The sequence below is a fragment of the Rhodococcus sp. IEGM 1341 genome (assembly GCF_030056895.1).
Taxonomy (GTDB): Bacteria; Actinomycetota; Actinomycetes; order Mycobacteriales; family Mycobacteriaceae; genus Rhodococcoides.
Genome location: NZ_JASHKV010000002.1, coordinates 258,265 through 277,405 on the forward strand (window position 1 = coordinate 258,265; position 19,141 = coordinate 277,405).

A 19,141-nucleotide genomic window follows, 5' to 3' on the forward strand; every position below is an offset into this window, starting at 1 on the left:
GAGATGCCCATCGGGCTCCACGAACAAAGCCTTCGGGCGCAGCGATGCGCCCACCCATGGACGAGAGCGGCCGTTGGTCGGCACGTGAAGTCCATCGATCACGAATGGAGAGATATGAGCGACTCCGCCGAGCGGATTCCTACCGTCATGGGTGCCCTGCGGTCCCCCCGAATGCTCAAAACCGAGGTGCTGGCCGGCCTGGTTGTCGCGTTGGCGCTGATTCCCGAGGCCATAGCCTTTTCGATCATTGCCGGTGTCGATCCGCGAGTGGGCCTGTTCGCGTCCTTCACGATGGCCGTGTCCATCGCGTTCCTGGGTGGTCGTCCCGCGATGATCTCCGCGGCCACCGGTGCGATTGCGCTGGTCATCGCCCCGGTCGCCAAGCAGTACGGCCTCGACTACTTCATCGCCACCGTCATCCTCGCCGGCGTCCTCCAGGTGGTTCTCGGGGTCCTCGGCGTTGCCAAGCTGATGCGCTTCGTTCCTCGCAGCGTCATGGTGGGCTTCGTCAACGCACTGGCAATTCTGATCTTCACCTCGCAGTTCCCGTCGCTCATCGGAGTTCCGTGGCTGGTGTACCCGCTGGTGGCCGTCGGTCTGCTGATCATGTTCCTGCTCCCCAAGGTCACCTCCGTCGTTCCCGCACCTCTGGTCGCCATCGTGCTGCTGACCGTTGCCACGATGGTGTTCGCGCTGAACGTCCCCAACGTCGGCGGCGAGGGCGAATTGCCGTCGAGCCTGCCCGCACTGCTGTTTCCCGACGTTCCCCTGAATCTCGAAACCCTGAGCATCATCGCTCCGTACGCGTTCGCCATGGCCATCGTCGGTTTGCTCGAGTCGCTGCTCACCGCCAAGCTCGTCGACGACGTCACCGACACGCACTCGAACAAGACCCGGGAAAGCTGGGGTCAGGGCGCAGCCAACGTCATCACCGGCTTCTTCGGCGGCATGGGTGGTTGCGCGATGGTCGGCCAGACGATGATCAACGTCAAGGCCTCGGGTGCCCGGACGCGCATCTCGACGTTCCTCGCCGGTGTGTTTCTCTTGATCCTCGTGGTCGGACTCGGCGATGTCGTGGCGTTGATTCCGATGGCCGCTCTGGCGGCCGTCATGATCATGGTCGCGATCGGGACGATGGATTGGCACAGCATTCATCCGAAGACGTTGCGGCGCATGCCCAAAAGTGAAACGGCAGTCATGCTGGCAACCGTGGTCGTCACCGTCGCCACCCACAACCTGGCCTACGGAGTCGTGGTGGGAGTGGTCACCGCGATGGTGTTGTTCGCCCGCAGGGTCGCCCACCTGACCGAGGTCGTCGATGTGGCCCATCCCGACGAGGAGACTCGGGCTTATGCGGTGAAGGGGGAGTTGTTCTTCGCGTCGAGCAACGATCTGGTCTATCAGTTCGACTACGTGGGGGATCCGAAGAACGTCGTCATCGACATGTCCGAGTCGCACATCTGGGACGCGTCGACCGTCGCGACCCTCGATGCCATCACCACCAAGTACGCCGCGAAGGGCAAGACGGTGGAGATCGTCGGCCTGAACGCCTCATCTGCCGAACGGCACGTTCGATTGAGTGGGCAGCTGTCCGGCGGGCACTGACGCAGCAAGTCCGGTTCCGAAACCATTGCGGAATCGCGCGTCATCACTTTAAAGTGATGACGCGCGTCATCGGATCGCGTCTCGTGCGGGAGGGGTTCGTCAGCATGCACATTCACACCGCGGTGATCATCGGCAGCGGTTTCGGTGGCCAGTGCGCCGCGAAAGCACTGCTCGATCGGGGAATCGACGACCTCGTGATTCTCGAAAGGCGTCCCTTCCTCGGTGGCACGTGGAAGCAGAACCGCTACCCGGGTGCAGCCGTCGACGTGCAGAGTCCGCTCTACTCGATTGCGTCGGAGCCGTTCGAGTGGACGCGGATGTTCGCCGAACGTGAGGAACTCGACCGGTACACCCAGCACGTGCTCGATTCCAACGGGCTGCCTGCCCGAACACATGCGAACACGGATGTGCAGAAGATCGAATGGGTCGGTGATCACTGGGCGATCTCCACCTCGCGCGGCGAGTATGCGGCGAAGTTCGTGGTCAATGCCTCGGGACCCCTCAGCACCCCCGTCGTACCGCAGTTCCCTGGCCGAGAGAAGTTTCGGGGCAAGCAGTTTCACACGAACGACTGGGACACCGGGTACGACCACGCCGGCAAGCGGGTGGCCATCGTCGGCAGCGGTGCCAGTGCCGCGCAGGTGATCCCTGCGATCCAACCCGACGTGGAGCAGCTGCACGTTTTCCAGCGCACCCCGCACTGGGTGATGCCCCGTCACGACCGCGAATTCACGCCGTGGCAGCGCAGGTTGCTGAAGTTGGAACCGATCCGCAGGCTGGTCCGCGCGGGGATCTACTGGAGTCTCGAAACTCGCATCATCGGCTTCAAGTATTCGCGGACGATGTTGAAGGCGGTGGCGCAGCGAACTGCGTTGAAGCACATCGAGTCTCAGGTGCCGGATCCCGAGCTTCGAGCGAAAGTAACCCCGGACTACGTCATCGGGTGCAAGCGGGTTCTGCTGTCCAACACGCTCTATCCCGCGCTGGGGCAGGCGAACGTCACCCTGCACGACAAGAACGACGGCATCTCGGAAATCACCGAGACCGGAATTGTCACCACCACAGGCGAACGCGTCGATGTCGATCTTCTGGTGTGGTCCACCGGATACGACGCCACCGACGGCGTCATCTCGTACCCGGTGATCGGACGTGACGGCCGAGCCCTGTCCGACGTCTGGGATCCGTACCCGCGCGCTTACCTCGGTACCACGATTCCTGGATTCCCCAACCTGTTCGTCGTCACCGGGCCGAACACCGGAATCGGCCACACCTCTGCGATCTTCCTCATCGAGGCGCAGATGGAGTACATCGTGCGGGCCGTCGACGCCGTCCGGCAGGTGGGTGCGACGGCCATCGAGGTCACCGCAGCTGCCGAGCAGGAATACACCGACACGATTCATCGCGAGATGGAGGGCACCGTCTGGAAGGACGGTGGCTGCCACAGCTGGTACCAGTCCAAATCCGGGCACGTCGTTGCCATGTTCCCCGGGTTCAGCTTCACATTCCGCCGGTGGGCCAAGCGTTTTCGACCCGAGGCTCATCACATCCACCGGTCGTCCACCGAGGCGACGACGAAGGACGAGGTATCGGCATGAGCAAGCACACCGGCCAGGTCGCGCTGATCACCGGCGCGGCAGGCGGTATCGGTTCCGCCGTCGCCACTGCGCTGCATCGACGTGGTGCTTCGATCGTTCTGGTCGACATGAAGTCGACCGATCTCGAATCGGTGGCGGCGAAGCTGGGTAACCAGCGCGTGGCGATCGCGTACGCCGACGTCACGGTGCGCGAGCAGCTCGACGCAGCCGTCGCAACCGCGATCGACACCTTCGGCACGCTCGACGTAGTGATGGCCAACGCCGGAATCTCCAGTGGTGCGCGGGCATCGACCGTTCGCTCCGTGGACGACGGAGTCTTCGAGCGGGTCATCGGCGTCAACCTGATCGGCGTGTGGAACACGGTGCGGGCCGCTCTGCCGCACATCGTCGAGTCCGGGGGCTACGTGCTGCTCACCTCGTCCACGTACGCGTACCTCAACGGCCTGGCGAATGCGCCGTACGCGGCTTCGAAGGCGGCGGTCGAGCAGCTCGGTCGTGCTTTGCGCGCGGAACTTGCGGGCACGAAAGCGACTGCTGGAGTGCTGTATCCGGGATGGGTGGCGACGCCGATCGCCGAGGTCGCGTTCGGCGGTGACGACGTGGCGACGGCCATGATCGACCGGGCTTTTCCCTCGCCCCTGCTCCGTCCGATCACGCCGGACAAGCTCGCGCGCGTGGCCGTTCGAGGTATCGGACGGCGGGCTGCGCGTATCGCCGTCCCCGGTCGCTGGATCCCGATCTCGATACTGCGCGGCGTCGTGAACCCGATCATGGACGCCGCGATGGAACGGGACGCCGAATTGATCCGTCTGACTGCCGAATTGGATGCCCGACGGTCATGAGCACGGTGTCCGAAGCCGCAGGTCGCGCCTACGGCGGTGAGAGCGCGGCCGACCGCGACGATCGCCGGCGGCGGCAGCTGCTCGACGCCGGGCTACGGGTGTTCGGCAGCGTCGGATACCGCGCCGCGACGGTCCGCGGACTGTGCCGCGAGGCCAAGATCGCCGATCGAGACTTCTATCGGCACTTCGACAAGACCGAGGACCTCCTGCTGGCCGTCTACACCGAATGCATTGCACACCTGACCGATTCGGTATCCGACGCAATCGTGCAGGCGGACCGGGACAGTGATCTCAGGGATGTTGCGAAGCAGTTGCTCGACCCCTTCTTTCGAGTCATCGAAGATCCGCACCTGGCCCGAGTGGTGTGGATGGAGGTGCTCGGGGTCAGCCCCCGCGTCGAGCAGACGTACCTGACGGTGATGCAGCAATTCGGAACACTGCTGCTCGGCTACCTTCGCACGTTCGCGGGCGATGTTCCCTCGGGCCCCGATCTGGATGTCGACCTGCTCGCCACCGCGGCCATCGGCGGCATCAGCCACACCGCGATGACCTGGTATCAGAGCGGCTACGCCGCAGACCGACGCATCGTCGTTGCGACCATTGCGACCATGCTGGCCAACATCGTCGCGCCCCTCGCCCTGCCGCCCACTCGATCTACCTGATGCGCAACGCCATTCGTGGACACAGACGAACGGCATCCGCGGCTCGCCGCGCATCGCTTCCTTCGAGGACGACGGTGCTCCCACCGTGGCGGGCGAGTGGATAACCCCACTCGTCTCTGATGAGAGTGTCGGGGAGCAGTTCGGTGCACACGCCGCGTCCGTCGCAGCGTGTCCAGTCGATGTGTAGGGCCGTCCCGCGTCGGCCTTCGGCGGTCATCGGATCCGTCCTCGGTGAATCTCGCACGTGTCCAGTCGATGCAGGTGTACGTCCTGAGCGAAGACCGACATCGCCGATCGGATCAGGCGGGCGGTTCCGTCGGGGTGATGGCACGCGCCTCGGCCGTCGACCAGTCGCGTGTAGCGCGCGATCTCGGTGATCGCGCCGTCGGCGTCGTCGCCGATCGACAGCCGTGAGAACGCGTCGGCCAATCGCGGCAGACCGTTGAGGCAGGGACCGCATTGCCCGGCACTCTCGTTCGCCAGACAGCGGACGAACTCGGCGGTGGCCAGCAGGCCGCACGAGCCGGTCCCCAGGACGTGGACGATGCCCGCGCCGGGTCGAGAACCGATGTCTGCCAACGATTCCTGGGACAGGGCGCGCCCGGTCAGTGCGTCACGGTCTGCCCAGGTGCCGTGAAATCCGCCGAGTAGCACTGCTCGCACCGAGCGTAGGTCGACGCCTGCACCATGGGTGAGCATCTCCTCGATCGACGCACCGAGAGGGACCTCGGCAACACCGGGGCGTCGCACTGCGCCCGAGTAAGTGACGAGCATGGTGCCGGGCTCCGATGCCGTTCCCCGCGAACGGAACCACTGCGGTCCCCGTCGCTCGATCAGGGCGATGTGGGCCAGAGTTTCGACATTGAGCACCAGGGTGGGTCGTCCACGAACCCCGGCCTCCGACGCGTGTGCCTTCTTGTCCCGGGGTAGTGCCGGACCGCCCTCGATCGCAGAGATCACCGCGGACTTCTCGCCGGAGACGAAGCCGGGAGCGGCCGCGATCACCTGGATGTCGGTGCGATCCCAGCCGGTACGACGTCGTTCGTCGACGGCCGCTTGGACGGCGTCGACGCGCTCCGGGGGCGCATACAGGTAGCAGTCTCGGGCACGGATGGCGGACGCTGTCGCGGCGATACCGTCGAGCACCAGATGCACCGACCGATCGAGCAGCACATGGTCTTTGCGACTCAACGGTTCTCCCTCGGCAGCGTTGGCGACGAGTACTGCGTTGCGGCCGGTGATCGAGCTCATCTTCGCGCCGGTGGGGAATGCCGCGCCGCCGTGCCCGAGGAGGCCGGACCGAACGACGGCATCCACCAGGGACCCGTCGTCGGGTGGACGTGCGCCGTAGAGCTCGGTGTGACGGCGCAGATCGTTCGTGCCGTCCTGTGCGAGCAGCGAATCGACGAGATATGTCGGTGCGGTCATCGGCTTACCTTCACTCTGGTGTGCTGGTGTTCTTGAAAGTTGCGGCGCAGTCGCCAGGTCGTGGCCGAGGCGACGACCACCGTGCAGGCGAACGCGGTGGCCAGGAACCATCCGCTCCCCGAATCGGTTCCGTTGCCGAGAGCGTGGGCCAACGCGATCGGCCACAGTGCGTACGACAGCCAATGCACTGCCCGGAAAGTGCGGAGCCCCAGTCGGTGTCGGAGTAACCCGGTCAGAGTTATCGCGATCAGCAGATCGAATGCGAGGGTGCCCAGTCCGAGCCAGAACGGCTTGTACGCCCCGGCGAAGGGAGCGATCGCGTCGATCAGGTGCAGTTGCGCATACGGGTCGAAGAACAGTGACACGATGTGAATGCCGACGAACATCGATCCCAGAAGTGCGGTGCTGCGGTGCAATTCGACGACCCCGAACCGGGGCACGGTCAACAGGGGTCGCCCCGACCGAGTGAGGATTCCCGACGCCACCGCGAGGGTCAGCAAGACCAGGGCGGCCATGCCCGAGCCACGGCCCAGTGCCCATAGTGCCTCACTCATGATCGGTCCTCTCCGTCGTCGGGCCAGTGGCCGCTGTGGATGATCGTGCCGTCGGCGGCCACCGACCGGGCGGGCAGTCCGATCCGGTCGAGCCAGGCCGTCGCGGCCGGCCCTCGAACGATGCACGCGGTACTGACCGTGTTGGCGGTGAGAGCGCTGGAGGCAATCACTGTCACTGTGCGCCAGAAGGGTTCGGCCGGACGCGCCAGCTGCGGATCGAGAATGTGATGGAGCATCTGCCCCTCGTGCATCCAGCGTCGTCGGAGGGTGCTCGATGTCGCCACCCCGGTGTCGGATCCGATGACGACGACGGTCGAAGGTTCGCCCTCACCGTCGCACACCTCGATACGCCAGCCGTCGTCGGGATACGGCCCACTGGTGGCGATATCGCCGCCGAGGGAGACGAGCACGCCGGTCCCGAGCTCGTCGTGTACTGCGCGGGCACACCGATCGGCCGTCAGTGCCTTGGCCGTGGCACCCAGGTCGAGACCGACGCCGTCGGGGATCGTGACGTGATCCTCGCCCAGGGTGACCATCGACCAGTCGCTTTCCGTGACGAATCCGGTTCTGCTGATGGCAGATTCGATCTCACCGCAGGGCGGGACCGTCGGACCGAGATCAGCGAAATCTCGGTCGTATCCCAGGTGCACCAGTGCCGAACCGACGGTGGGATCTACGTCTCCGCCGGTCAGTCGCGCGGCGGAGAGTGCGGCCTCGAGAAAAGCGTGCAGAGTCGGGCTGATGGAGGTGGGACGACCGCCGGCCCGCGCGAGCATCGACAGTTCCGAATCGGGCCTGAATCTGCTGCAGGCGGCATCGACCGCGGCGAGTTCGGCACGCACGATGCGTTCTGCGTGTTCGATGGTGCCGGGTTCGGTGACCGACAGCTCGGCTGCGCAGCCCCACACCGACCAGCTCCTGGAGGCCGTGGTCGTCCCTGCAGCGACGCCGGTCACGATCCCTGGGTCCTGGCGTGTGTGGCACCGGAGCCGGATGTGGTGCTGGGCGTCGTGACGCGAGGGGCCGAACCGAATGTCGGTGCGGTGGCTGCATCGTCGCTGTCCACCGTGTCGGCCACCGTTGCCGTGGACTCGGGTTCGTGTGTGTCGAGGTACGCGAGTGTCGCGGTTCCGCCGAAGACGGTGATGCCGAGGGCTGCGATCGCCGCAGTCGCGATGCGGGTGCGGCGGTACCCCTGCTCCGGTGTGTTCATGGAGACCAGTGTGCGGCGGTGGAGCTGAAGGATCGCTGAAAGATCCTGCACGGATGGGCCGTCGATCTGATGTACTCGTGTTCCCTGCCGCCCCAACGATTCGAGAGGGCGTTGTGCGAGTACTACTGGTCGAGGACGAGAAACGCCTGGCGGAGACCATCCGTCGTGGTCTCGATGCCGAAGGATTCGTCGTGGAAGTCGAGTACAACGGCATCGACGGCTTCGACAGTGCGGTCACCGGCGATTTCGACGCGATCGTGCTCGACATCATGCTGCCGGGAAAGCAGGGGTACGACGTCGTTCGAGACCTGCGTAAGCAAGGGGTGTGGACGCCGATATTGATGCTCTCGGCGAAGGACGGTGAATACGACCTGGCCGATGCCTTCGATCTCGGTGCGGACGACTATCTCGTCAAGCCGTTCTCGTTCGTTGTTCTCGTCGCTCGGCTGCGTGCCCTCGTTCGACGGGGTGCACCGGCGCGCCCGGCGGTTCTGACGGTCGGGGACCTCGAGCTCGACCCCTCTCGCCACCGCGTGACCCGGCAGGGGACGGAATTGGCGCTGACTCCGCGGGAGTACAGCGTGCTCGAATACCTGATGAGGCGAAACGGCGTGGTGGCGAACAAATCCGAGATCGTACGTTCGGTGTGGGACGCCAACTACGACGGAGACGAGAACATCGTGGAGGTCTACATCGGCTACCTGCGCAAGAAGGTGGATCTCCCGTTCGAGACCAGACTGATCGAGACGGTGCGTGGTGCCGGTTACCGCATCGCTGCGGGGCACTGACTTCTGATGCGCCTGCACACAGACATGCTTCGGCCTCGATCGTGGACGGTTCGCGTGCGATCGGCGGTGGCGTCGACGCTCGTCGTGGCTGTGTGCCTGATCGCGGCGGGTGGTGCGCTGGTCGGTGTCCTCTACTCCTCGCTCGAGAGGTCGGCCGTGTCGGCGGCCTCTGCCCGCGTGGCGCTCATCGCTCAACAATGGGAATCCGAGGATCGAGACGACGACAGGGGGCCGCGCGTCGAGAACTCTCTGCTCGCGACGGATGGGCAGGTGGGCATCGTGCAGGTCGTCGACGCATCGGGGGCGGTGCTGGAGAGTTCACGCGGTGATGCGACCACACCGCTGACGACGCAGCAGGTTCCGTCGTCGGGGGTGCAGGACCTCGGCCGAGTGGATATCCGCGGAATCGGTGAGTTCTGGGTGTTCGCGACGGGAGTGACGTCGGCTCGGGGCGGGGCGACCGTGGTGGTCGGGGCCGACCGGGAGCCGGTCGAGAAGGTGGTGGGCACGGTGGCGCTCCTGCTCGTCGCGGTCGGTCCCTTCGTCGTCGCTCTGGTGGCCTTCGCCACGTATCGGCTGGTCGGTGCCGCCCTGAGTCCGGTGGAGGACATCAGGTCTCGGGTCGCTTCGATCTCGGGAGCTCGACTGACCGAACGTGTTCCGGTTCCCGACACGCACGACGAGATCGCCCGTCTCGCACTCACGATGAACCACATGCTCGAGCGGCTGGAGGCGGGCCAGCGCGCTCAGCAACGCTTCGTCAGCGATGCCTCACACGAATTGCGGAGTCCCTTGGCGACGATCACGGCGGCATTGGAGTTGGCGGAGGCGAGACCCGAACTGCGCGATGCGGCGCTGGTGAACGATTCGTTGCTTCCCGAGGCGCGGCGGATGCGCCGGCTCATCGAAGATCTGTTGGTTCTCGCACGGTCCGACGAAACCGACGCTGCTGCCGTCTCCGGTGACGTGGATCTGGAGGATCTGTTGTACGAGGAGGCCAAACGTGTTCAGGCCACGTCCGATGTAGCGACGGAGTTGTCCATCGTTCCGGTCCGAGTGAGCGGCGACCCCTACGCGTTGGCCCGCATGGTGCGCAATGTCGTCGACAACGCCGTTCGGCACGCGGAATCACGAATCATGCTGTCCTGCTCGGAGTCCGGAGATGATGCGGTGATCGTGATCGACGACGACGGTCCGGGAGTGCCGAAGGCCGAGCGGACGCGAGTGTTCGATCGCTTCGTTCGGCTGGACTCGTCGCGAACCCGGGACGAGGGAGGTGCCGGTCTCGGCCTGGCGATCGTCGCCGATACTGTAGCCGCGCACGGCGGTAGCGTGCGGGTGACGGATGCCGCCACCGGGGGAGCTCGATTCGAGATCAGGCTTCCCCGGTGAGGGTCTACTGCACCGGCACAACCCTTTTGAGGAATGCGAGTTGTTCCTCGATGATGGTCGGGAACAGCGGCTGCACGTAGGGGTCGAAGTGTCCACCCTTGTGGATGTGCACGGTGGCGTCGGGAATCCTGCGCGCGACCTTCTGACACACCGGCGCCGGCGTGATGGCGTCCTCCGACATGATCTGTACCAGTACCGGACAGGTGATCTTCGACGCGGTTCTACCCGGCGAGTACAGCCCGATGCGTAGAAGGATCCGTGCTGCAACGGTTTCGGGGTAGGCGCCGGATTGGAGCCCGGACTCGGCGAGAAGTTTGTCGCGACCGGGCGCGGCGTCGGGCGTGGCCATCACAGCGACATCACCGGGGTAGCCGACGGATTCGACGTAGCGGGGGGACTTGCCGCGCACTGCGCGAATCTGGTCGATCACCGCCGATGGGGCGAGCTTCACGGTGCGCCGAAGTCCGGTGGCGCGCACGGCTGCGATGCCGTCGACGTGCGGAACCTGAGCGATGACAGCGGCGAAATTCTCTCCGGCACCTGCCCTGGTGAGCACGTGTCCGCCGGCGAAGGAGGTGCCCCAACCGACGATGCGAGCGGAGTCCACACCGTCGAGAGTCCTGGCGTAGGCGACGGCGTTGGTCCAGTCGACGAGCTGCTTGCCGATGTCCAGGAGCTGCCGCGGCTGGCCGTCGCTGTCGCCGAAGTGGCGGTAGTCGAAGACGAGAACCGTGTAGCCGGCGCGGGCGAAGATCTCCGCGTAGGCGAACAGGCGAATGGCACGCGGGGTGCCGAATCCGTGGGCCATCACCACGGCCGGTGTGTCGGCGGTGGCTCCGGTCGGCCGATACACCGCAGCGGCGCAGCGCACTCCCTCGGAGTCGAACCATTCGTCGGTGCGGGTGTATCCGGCCTGGTCGTCGGCACTCATGTGGTGGTCCTTCGTCTGGTCCTTGATCGGCATTCAAGAAGCTAGCACTGTCTTGAATGATGATCAAGATAGAATGTCGACATGCCGCGCAACCGTCGACCCGTCGATCGCGCCGAGAAGCGCTCCGAGATCGTGAGCGCCGCTCGGTCGCTGTTCGTCGACGACGGCTACGAGCACACGCCGATGGGGCGGATCGCGACTGCAGCCGGAGTGACCACCAATACGATCTACTGGTATTTCGGTGACAAGGACGAGCTACTCGTCGGGGTGCTGGACGAGATTCACGCCGATGCGCTGACTCGGTTCGCCGCGCTCACCGGGCTCTCGGTGAACGAGCAGGTCCTCTGGGTGGTGGAGGAGCTCGAGAAGTATCACCGGCTGGTCGACACAGTGCACTCCCGCACCTCGGTATCCTCGTGTCTCGACAAATGGCACAACAATTTTCACTCGTTGTGGGAGCAGTGGATCGCCGCCGAGCTACGCCGCGAGGAGGTCGGTGAAGCCGAGATCGAACCGGCGACTCGCATGATCGTCTTCGTCGTCGAGGCCATGTTGACGCACCCACAGGACGAGGCGTCGAAACGCGCGATCATCGATCTGCTGTTCCGCAAGGTCGGCGTCTGACGGTCGTCGGATCGCTGGAACGTCAGTCGTGCATGGTCGTTCGGTTTCGGCCCAGTTTCTTCGACTCGTACAGCGCTCGGTCGGCGCGCTCGAGGGTCGCGCGGGCGGTCTCTCCGTCCTGTCGACATGCCACCCCTACCGAGATCGTCAGGTCCGCGGGCAACTCCGTCCGCACTCGATCGATGGCGGTGCGCAGCTCGGCACCCGTGCCGGTGACGCACAGCACGGTGAATTCGTCGCCGCCCGAGCGGCTCAGCAGATGCTGCGGCGGGAGGCAGTTGCGTAATGCATCCGAGACGGTGACGAGTGCGTGATCGCCTGCCGCGTGCCCGAAGTCGTCGTTGATCACCTTGAAGTGATCGATGTCCACCACGGCGACGGCGTCGATCTTTCCGCTCGCGACCGTTCCCGGCCGAGCGTCCAGCTCTCGGGTCAATCGCCGCCGGTTCGCGAGTCGGGTCAGATCGTCGATCTCGGAGGTCGATGCAACGCTCTGGACCCAGGCCGCAGAGATCGCGATTGCCACGAGGACGAGCTCGGCGTTGACCACCAGAACAGGGTGCAGGTCTCCCACCACGAGGCCCAGGTACGCGATGTAGCTCGCGTTGAGAACCGTTGTACGCCAGGCGATACGGTTGGGCAGGACGATGAACGCCGGCGTCACCAACAGTAGCTGGAGAAAGATCCCGGACAAAGCCGCGATCTCGCCGCCCGCAGCGGTGCAGAACAAGGCGATACTCGTCAGGCCCGACAGATGCATCAACAGGTACAGCCGCCGGGAAAGTACCGGTGCTGCGGCGATCATGTAGACGCCCAGTGCGCACCACAGCACAGCCAACGCACACAGGACCGCGGCGGCCCGGGGGGACGCCGCGACGACGATGACGACACCGACCAACCCGCTGACGAGGCAATTGACCCCGGACGTCCGCGCTACCGACGCAGGAGAGTACTGCCAGCCACTGTTCACACCACTAGCCTCTCGCACGGTCCCCACGACCTGCTGGCGAGTTTAGCCCCCTACCAGCGTGGGCACGTGTTCTCGAAGCTCGGATCGATGCTCTGCATGTAGCCGGTGTCGTCGCGGTCGCGGATACCGCAGTCGAGGTACTGCTGATGCAGCGTTGCGAGGGCGGCCTCGTCGATCTCGACGCCCAACCCCGGGCCGGTGGGAACCGCCACTGCGCCGTCGACGACGTTCAAGACGCCCGGCACGACGACGTCCTCGTTCTTCCACGGCCAATGTGTATCGCAGGCGTAGGTCAGGTTCGGCGTCGCCGCGGCGAGATGAACCATGGCGGCGAGGCTGATGCCGAGGTGGCTGTTCGAGTGCATCGACAGACCCAGCTCGAAGGTCTCGCAGATGCCGGCGAGCAACCTCGATCGTTGCAGGCCGCCCCAGTAGTGATGATCGGACAGCACCACCTGCACCGAATCCTTCACCACCGCGGGCCGTAGATGATCGAACGCGACGACGCACATGTTGGTCGCGAGTGGCATCTTCGCCTCCCGCGCGACCTCGGCCATCCCGTCGAGTCCTGGTGTCGGGTCCTCGAGATACTCGACGATGCCGTCGAGCTCGGCGGCAACGCGGATGGACGTGTCGACCGTCCACGCCGCGTTGGGGTCCAGCCGGAGCGGCAGCTCCGGGAATGCCTCCCTGAGCGCCTTGATTCCGGCGATCTCCTCGTCGGGCGGGAAGACACCGCCCTTGACCTTGATGGCTTCGAAGCCGTACTCGTCGATCATCTTTCGAGCCTGGCGAACCAGACCCTCCGGATCGATTGCCTCGCCCCATTCGTCGGGCTGCTGCCCGGGATGCGCTGCCCACTTGTAGAACAGGTACGCGCTGAAGGGAACCGAGTCCCGAACCGCGCCGCCGAGCAGATCCGACACCGGACGTTGCAGTACTTTTCCCTGGACGTCCAGGCAGGCGATCTCGAAGGGTGAGAACACACGGTCGGTGGTGCTGGCCGTGGTGATCATTCCGGCGACGCCGTCACCACCGGTGATCGACAGGGTTCCGAGTACGGAGTCGACGGCGTCACGAATCACGTTGAGTGCGAACACGTCCAGGCCGGTGATGGCCTGGGCCGCCGCGTCGAGACGAGCCAGGTGTGCGGTGTCGGCGTACGTTTCACCGAGTCCGACGACGCCTGCATCGGTATCGAGCTGGATGATGGCGCGCAGTGCGTACGGCTGATGTACACCGACGGTGTTGAGCAACGGAGGGTCGGCGAACGCGATCGGGGTGATCCGAGCGCCGGTGATCAGAATCGGATCCTGCATCAGTGCACCGCGAGCTCGTCCGCCAGCACGGCCCGGCCGGCGGCGACGATCGCGGTCAGTTCCTCGAGGTGCGGTGCACTGATGTCCACCAGTGGCGGACGCACGGGGCCTGCCTCGATGCCCTCCATCGTCACGCCTGCCTTGATGAGAGAGACGGCGTAGCCGGGAACCTTGTCGCGCAGGCGAACCAGCGGGTGGAAGAACTCGCGCAGCAGTGCGGCTGTGAGCTTCTCGTTTCCGCTGTCGAGGGATCGGTAGAACGCCAGCGCAAGCTCGGGCGCAAAGGCGAACGTTGCCGAGGAGTACAGCGTGACACCGATGGCCCGGTAGGCCTGCTGCGAGACCTCGGCGGTGGGCAGGCCGTTGAAGAACTGGAAGGGCTTGCCCGACGGTTCCAGCGCGTCCAGTACCGCGCGAACGATGCGGCCGACCTGATCGAGATCGCCTGTGCCGTCCTTGAATCCGACGACGGTGGGCAGCTGCGCCACCTCGACGGCCGAGTCCTCGGTGAAGCGAGCGTTGCCGCGGTTGTAGACGATCAGTGGCAGATCCGAGGCGCCGGCAACGGCCTTGGTGTAGTTGACCAACCCGGCTTGCGGCATCGTCACCAGATACGGCGGCAGCAACAGGATGCCGTCGGCTCCGTTGGTCTTCGCGCTCGCCGCGAATGCCTTTGCCTGGGCGACGGATCCGCCTGCACCGGCGTACACGGGTACGCGGCCGGCAACGACGTCGACCGCGGTGCGCACGATCTTGCCGAACTCCTCGCTTTCGAGAGCATGGAATTCGCCGGTGCCGCACGCGATGAACACCCCACCGGGTCCCGCATCGACACCCTTCGCGATGTGCGCGGCCAGCAGGTCGTAATCGACCTCACCGGTGGCAGTGAACGGGGTGACGGGAAAGAACAGGACTCCGTCGAGCATGGTGGTCTCCTCGAGAACTAGGTGGGGGTGAGTCAGTCTTGGGTGAGCTGGCCGTCGACGCGGCGGAAGATGCCCTCTGGGTTGCCGTCGGCAATTGCACTGGGCAGCAGAGACTTCGGCACATCCTGGTAGGAAACAGGACGCAGGAAGCGCTCGATGGCCAGAGATCCGACCGAGGTGGTGCGGGAATTGGAAGTGGCGGGGAAGGGGCCGCCGTGGACCATTGCGTGGCCTACCTCGACGCCGGTGGGCCAACCGTCGAACAGGATGCGGCCGGCCTTGAGTTCGAGAACCGAGAGGAGTTTGCCTGCCTCGGCGTGATCGGACTCGTCGGCATGGACAGTGGCGGTCAGCTGCCCTTCGAGGAGCGCGGCGACGTCGCGAACCTGCTGTGCATCGGTGCAGCGAACGATGAGGCTCGACGCGCCGAACACCTCGGCCTGCGCTGCATCGGAGGTGAGGAACGTATCGGCGTCGGTGGCGAACAGTGCTGCGCGGCAGGCGTTCGGGGCCTGTGCGTCGGTACCCCTGGCGAGCTCGGTCACGACTTCGCTCAAAGTGTCGACGCCCTCGGCGTAGCTCGCGGCGATGTTCGGGGTCAGCATCGTGGTGGGTGTGGACTCCTGGACAGCGGCGGTTGCTGCCTCGGTGAAGGACTGCAGGCCGGGGCCGTCCACGGCGATGACGAGACCGGGGTTGGTGCAGAACTGGCCCGAGCCCATGGTCAGCGATGCGACGAAGGCGCGGCCGAGTTCGGCTCCCCGGGCGGCGAGTGCGCCGTCCAGGACGAACACGGGGTTGATGGAACTCATCTCGGCGTACACCGGGATGGGCTCGCGGCGACCGGCCGCCGCGGCGACGAGAGCCGTTCCGCCCGAGCGTGATCCGGTGAAGCCGACGGCCTTGATGCGAGGGTCCGTCACCAGAGCGGTACCGAGTCCGCGGCCGGAGCCGAACAGCAGTGAGAACGTTCCCGAGGGCATTCCGGTGGAGGACACCGCGTCGGCGATTGCGCGGCCGACCAACTCGGACGTTCCCGGGTGGGCGTCGTGTGCTTTGACCACTACGGGGCATCCGGCTGCGAGGGCGGACGCGGTGTCGCCGCCGGCGACGGAGAAGGCGAGTGGGAAGTTGCTGGCTCCGAACACTGCTACCGGTCCCAGGGGGATCTGTCGCTGGCGGATGTCGGCGCGGGGGAGGGGCGCGCGTTCGGGCTGGGCCGGATCGATACGGGCTCCGTTCCAACTACCCTCGCGCAGAACGGAAGCGAACAGACGCAGTTGCCCGGTGGTGCGGCCGACCTCGCCGGTGATGCGGGCCAGCGGAAGCCCCGACTCGGCGACGGTGCGCTCGATCAGGGTGTCGCCGAGCGCTGCGATGTTGTCGGCGATGGTCTCGAGGAACTGCGCGCGGGTCTCCGAGGACGTGGCCCGGTAGTCGGCGAACGCGTCGGCCGCTGCGGCACAGGCCTTCTCGACGTCGTTGTTGTCTCCGTGCCCATAGGCGGGTTCGAGATCTCTGCCGGTGCTGGGGTCGATTCCGTGAATCTGCGCGCCGGCACCGAATACCGGGACGCCGGCGATGATCATCCGGCCGGTGAGATTGGTGGACTGTGTCGTCGACGCTGTCATGGGGTGACTCCTAGGGCTGTGATGCGGTGCGTGCACTGACGCCGAGGCGTGACCTGGCTCATAGCTCACCACGGTAGAAGGGCGATCGATACATGTCCAAGTCTAAAAAAGTCGTATTCGATCCACTCTCGGTATCGATCGCGCTGCCAGGTGTGATGGGCTCCCGTTGTGCGTACCGATGCCACTACTGCATCGGTCGATGCGCAGATGGTCTTGGACATGAATCGATCGGGAGTCCTAGTCTCGTCTGTGAGCCGAGTCACCGATGGCGTATGAGAGAGGTCGGACATGAGCGTCCCCACGAGCACCCCCGTCGTCGCCGAGATGCGCGTCATTCCCATTGCCGGTCACGACGACATGCTGCTGAACCTCAGTGGAGCCCACGCCCCGTACTTCACCCGCAATCTGGTGGTGCTCACCGATTCGGATGGGCGCATCGGCGTCGGTGAAGTGCCGGGTGGAGAGGCGATTCGGCAGACTCTCGAGGATGCGCGGGTACTCGTCGAGGGCCAGGGCATCGGACGGTACAACGCCGTGCTGGCCGAGATGCGCCGCACGTTCGCGGATCGTGATGCCGGGGGCCGTGGCGCGCAGACCTTCGATCTGCGGATCGCGATTCACGCTGTGACCGCGGTGGAATCGGCGTTACTGGATCTACTCGGCCAGCATCTCGGCGTCAGCGTCGCCGCGTTGCTGGGAGACGGTCAACAGCGTGACAAGGTCCAGGCTCTGGGCTACCTGTTCTTCGTCGCCGATCGCACCAAGACCGACCTCGCCTACCGTGGTGCAGCCGACGAGGCCGCTGGGGCCGACGACTGGATGCGCATCAGGCACGAGGAGGCCATGGATCCCGAGTCGATCGTGCGCCTCGCCGAGGCGGCGCAGGCCCGGTACGGATTCCAGGACTTCAAGCTCAAGGGTGGTGCGCTGCCCGCCGCCGAGGAGGCCGCTGCGGTGCGCGCACTGGCCGAGCGATTCCCCGAGGCTCGAATCACGTTGGACCCCAACGGCGGTTGGTTGTTGAAGGACGCCATCGAGACGTGCCGTGGACTGCGCGATGTCCTGGCCTACGCCGAAGACCCCGTCGGACCGGAGGGCGGATTCTCCGGTCGAGAAGTGATGACCGAATTCAAGCGCGCCACCGGGTTGCAGACCGCGACCAACATGATCGCCACCGACTGGCGCGAGATGGGCCACACCATCCGATCCGGTGCCGTGGACATCCCGTTGGCCGACCCGCACTTCTGGACGATGGCCGGTTCTGTCCGCGTAGCGCAGCTGTGCGATGCGTGGGGTCTGACGTGGGGTTCGCACTCCAACAATCACTTCGACGTGTCACTGGCCATGTTCACCCACGTCGCCGCGGCCGCTCCAGGAACGATCACGGCCATCGACACGCACTGGATCTGGCAGGACGGACAGCGAGTGACCAAAAAGCCGTTCACGATCGAGGACGGCTACCTCACCGTGCCCGACAAGCCGGGTCTGGGTGTCGAGCTCGACTTCGAGCAGATCGATGCGGCGCACGAGCTGTACCAGAAGGAAGGTCTCGGTTCCCGCGACGACTCCATCGGTATGCAGTACCTGATCGAGGGATGGACGTTCGACAGCAAGCGGCCGGCCCTGGTGCGATGAGTTCCGGTGCGCGGATGAAGATCGTCGTCGGCGACCGTAATGTGCTGCCGCATCGGGAGCAGTTCGAGTCGGGTCTGCCCGCCGATGCCGAGGTGGTGTGGTGCGTACCGTTCGACGAGAGTCGGGTCATCGACGAACTTGCCGACGCGGACGTCTACGTCGGCGGCAAGTTCAGTGCGGCCATGGGTGCCGCTGCGCCGAATCTGCGTATGGTGCACGTCGCGGGCGCTGGAACGGACAATGTCGATCGTTCCGGATTGGCAGACGATGTGCAGGTGTGCAACACGTTTCACCACGAGCAGTCGATTGCCGAGTATGTCGTTGCTGCGACCGTGATGTTGCGACGTAAGTTTCTGCAACAGGATCGGGCGCTGCGCGAGGGGCGGTTCGTGACCGCCGTCTACGACCCGACCATCGCGCAACCGTTGTCGCTGAGCGGTGCCCGCATCGGATTTGTCGGCTTCGGGCATATCGGTCGAAGAACCTGGCAACTGTTCCAGGCCTATGGGGCAACCGGCGCTGCGGTCACCGGGAGTGGACGAGCTCCGGATGAGGGCCTCGAATGGGTCGCTGATGCAGGGGGTTTGACGAGGCTCGCCGATTTCGCGGATGTTGTCGTGGTCTCCGCACCGCTGAACGAGCACACTCGCGGGATGATCGGTGCCGACGAACTTCGGAGGCTGGGTGAGGACGGGATACTCGTCAACGTCGGCCGTGGGCCCTTGGTGCAGGAACAGCCACTGTTCGACGCACTGTCTCGCGACGAGATCGCCGCAGCTGCCATCGATGTCTGGTACCGCTACCCGGGGCCGGACGGTGTGGGCGAACCGAGTTCGCTGCCGTTTCGCGAACTCGACAACGTGCTGATGACGCCCCACTCGTCGGGCGTCACGCACCACACGTTCGTGGGCCGAGTCGCCGATATCGCGTCGAACATCCGTGCATTGGCGGCATCGTTGAGCCGGTAAAAGGTGTTGGACGTGCATAGTTCGCCGAAATAGGCTGGGAGGCAACATAATCGACGAA

General features: G+C 65.3%; 19 protein-coding genes. 9 read left to right on the forward strand and 10 right to left on the reverse strand.

Translation table 11 applies throughout. The features are described from left to right. The first annotated feature begins 114 nt into the window (after nt 1-114). Genes QM615_RS08395 through QM615_RS08410 form a run of 4 tightly spaced genes read left to right on the forward strand, consistent with a single transcriptional unit; the run spans nt 115 to nt 4,704 of the window. A complete protein-coding gene (locus QM615_RS08395; RefSeq protein WP_149406934.1) occupies nt 115-1,605 on the forward strand; it encodes a SulP family inorganic anion transporter in 1,491 nt (496 codons plus the stop codon). A 56-nt stretch (nt 1,606-1,661) separates the two neighbouring features. After that, nucleotides 1,662-3,200, forward strand: a complete 1,539-nt coding sequence (locus QM615_RS08400; protein WP_283347238.1) for a flavin-containing monooxygenase — start codon at nt 1,662-1,664, stop codon at nt 3,198-3,200. Then, a complete protein-coding gene (locus QM615_RS08405) occupies nt 3,197-4,042 on the forward strand; it encodes an SDR family NAD(P)-dependent oxidoreductase (RefSeq protein ID WP_149406935.1) in 846 nt (281 codons plus the stop codon). The genes QM615_RS08400 and QM615_RS08405 overlap by 4 nt, the downstream gene beginning before the upstream one ends. Next, a complete protein-coding gene (locus QM615_RS08410; protein WP_149406936.1) occupies nt 4,039-4,704 on the forward strand; it encodes a TetR/AcrR family transcriptional regulator in 666 nt (221 codons plus the stop codon). The genes QM615_RS08405 and QM615_RS08410 overlap by 4 nt, the downstream gene beginning before the upstream one ends. Here QM615_RS08410 and QM615_RS08415 read toward each other — a convergent pair. The 5 genes from QM615_RS08415 to QM615_RS08435 are packed head-to-tail and all read right to left on the reverse strand — an operon-like array spanning nt 4,697 to nt 7,899. After that, entirely contained in the window at nt 4,697-4,921 is a 225-nt protein-coding gene (locus QM615_RS08415) for a ferredoxin (protein ID WP_149406937.1), read from the reverse strand. The genes QM615_RS08410 and QM615_RS08415 overlap by 8 nt on opposite strands. Further along, nucleotides 4,918-6,132 carry an NADH-ubiquinone oxidoreductase-F iron-sulfur binding region domain-containing protein gene (locus QM615_RS08420; protein ID WP_149406938.1) on the reverse strand — a complete coding sequence of 405 codons (1,215 nt, stop codon included), beginning with the start codon at nt 6,130-6,132 and terminating at the stop codon, nt 4,918-4,920. The genes QM615_RS08415 and QM615_RS08420 overlap by 4 nt, the downstream gene beginning before the upstream one ends. Next, the gene (locus QM615_RS08425; protein WP_149406939.1) at nt 6,129-6,686 is read right to left on the reverse strand and encodes a ferric reductase-like transmembrane domain-containing protein; all 558 of its coding nucleotides are present in this window, start codon (nt 6,684-6,686) and stop codon (nt 6,129-6,131) included. The genes QM615_RS08420 and QM615_RS08425 overlap by 4 nt, the downstream gene beginning before the upstream one ends. Continuing rightward, nucleotides 6,683-7,642, reverse strand: a complete 960-nt coding sequence (locus QM615_RS08430; protein WP_149406940.1) for an FAD:protein FMN transferase — start codon at nt 7,640-7,642, stop codon at nt 6,683-6,685. Before QM615_RS08430 ends, QM615_RS08425 begins: the two co-directional genes overlap by 4 nt. Continuing rightward, complete coding sequence (locus QM615_RS08435; protein WP_149406941.1) at nt 7,639-7,899, reverse strand: hypothetical protein; 261 nt, start codon at nt 7,897-7,899, stop codon at nt 7,639-7,641. The genes QM615_RS08430 and QM615_RS08435 overlap by 4 nt, the downstream gene beginning before the upstream one ends. 113 nt (nt 7,900-8,012) lie before the next feature. Here QM615_RS08435 and QM615_RS08440 point away from each other — a divergent pair, with 113 nt between their 5' ends. Together QM615_RS08440 and QM615_RS08445 are read left to right on the forward strand one after the other, a co-directional pair. Continuing rightward, nucleotides 8,013-8,687, forward strand: a complete 675-nt coding sequence (locus QM615_RS08440) for a winged helix-turn-helix domain-containing protein (RefSeq protein WP_149406942.1) — start codon at nt 8,013-8,015, stop codon at nt 8,685-8,687. Nucleotides 8,688-8,693: 6 nt separating this feature from the next. Next, complete coding sequence (locus tag QM615_RS08445; protein WP_188078740.1) at nt 8,694-10,079, forward strand: sensor histidine kinase; 1,386 nt, start codon at nt 8,694-8,696, stop codon at nt 10,077-10,079. A gap of 4 nt (nt 10,080-10,083) precedes the next feature. Here the strand turns inward: QM615_RS08445 and QM615_RS08450 are convergent, their stop codons facing one another. Further along, a complete protein-coding gene (locus QM615_RS08450; protein ID WP_149406943.1) occupies nt 10,084-11,010 on the reverse strand; it encodes an alpha/beta hydrolase in 927 nt (308 codons plus the stop codon). An 81-nt stretch (nt 11,011-11,091) separates the two neighbouring features. Here QM615_RS08450 and QM615_RS08455 point away from each other — a divergent pair, with 81 nt between their 5' ends. Continuing rightward, the gene (locus QM615_RS08455) at nt 11,092-11,634 is read left to right on the forward strand and encodes a TetR/AcrR family transcriptional regulator (protein ID WP_149406944.1); all 543 of its coding nucleotides are present in this window, start codon (nt 11,092-11,094) and stop codon (nt 11,632-11,634) included. A gap of 22 nt (nt 11,635-11,656) precedes the next feature. On the opposite strand, the gene QM615_RS08460 is transcribed toward QM615_RS08455, so the two are convergent. Genes QM615_RS08460 through QM615_RS08475 form a run of 4 tightly spaced genes read right to left on the reverse strand, consistent with a single transcriptional unit; the run spans nt 11,657 to nt 16,480 of the window. Further along, nucleotides 11,657-12,604, reverse strand: coding sequence for a GGDEF domain-containing protein (locus QM615_RS08460; protein ID WP_149406945.1), 948 nt, complete (start codon nt 12,602-12,604; stop codon nt 11,657-11,659). Between the two features lie 50 nt (nt 12,605-12,654). Further along, nucleotides 12,655-13,923 (reverse strand): glucarate dehydratase family protein, encoded by a 1,269-nt coding sequence (locus QM615_RS08465; protein ID WP_149406946.1) that lies wholly within the window; start codon nt 13,921-13,923, stop codon nt 12,655-12,657. Beyond that, nucleotides 13,923-14,849 carry a 5-dehydro-4-deoxyglucarate dehydratase gene (locus tag QM615_RS08470; RefSeq protein WP_068048978.1) on the reverse strand — a complete coding sequence of 309 codons (927 nt, stop codon included), beginning with the start codon at nt 14,847-14,849 and terminating at the stop codon, nt 13,923-13,925. The genes QM615_RS08465 and QM615_RS08470 overlap by 1 nt, the downstream gene beginning before the upstream one ends. A gap of 32 nt (nt 14,850-14,881) precedes the next feature. After that, nucleotides 14,882-16,480 carry an aldehyde dehydrogenase (NADP(+)) gene (locus QM615_RS08475; RefSeq protein WP_149406947.1) on the reverse strand — a complete coding sequence of 533 codons (1,599 nt, stop codon included), beginning with the start codon at nt 16,478-16,480 and terminating at the stop codon, nt 14,882-14,884. Nucleotides 16,481-16,768: 288 nt separating this feature from the next. On the opposite strand from QM615_RS08475, the gene QM615_RS08480 reads away from it, so the two are divergent. Together QM615_RS08480 and QM615_RS08485 are read left to right on the forward strand one after the other, a co-directional pair. After that, nucleotides 16,769-18,115: an enolase C-terminal domain-like protein gene (locus QM615_RS08480; RefSeq protein WP_149406948.1), complete on the forward strand. Its 1,347-nt coding sequence runs from the start codon at nt 16,769-16,771 to the stop codon at nt 18,113-18,115. Between the two features lie 14 nt (nt 18,116-18,129). Further along, on the forward strand, nt 18,130-19,083 hold the full coding sequence (locus QM615_RS08485; protein ID WP_149407087.1) for a 2-hydroxyacid dehydrogenase: 954 nt from the start codon (nt 18,130-18,132) through the stop codon (nt 19,081-19,083). The last annotated feature ends 58 nt before the right edge of the window (nt 19,084-19,141 follow it).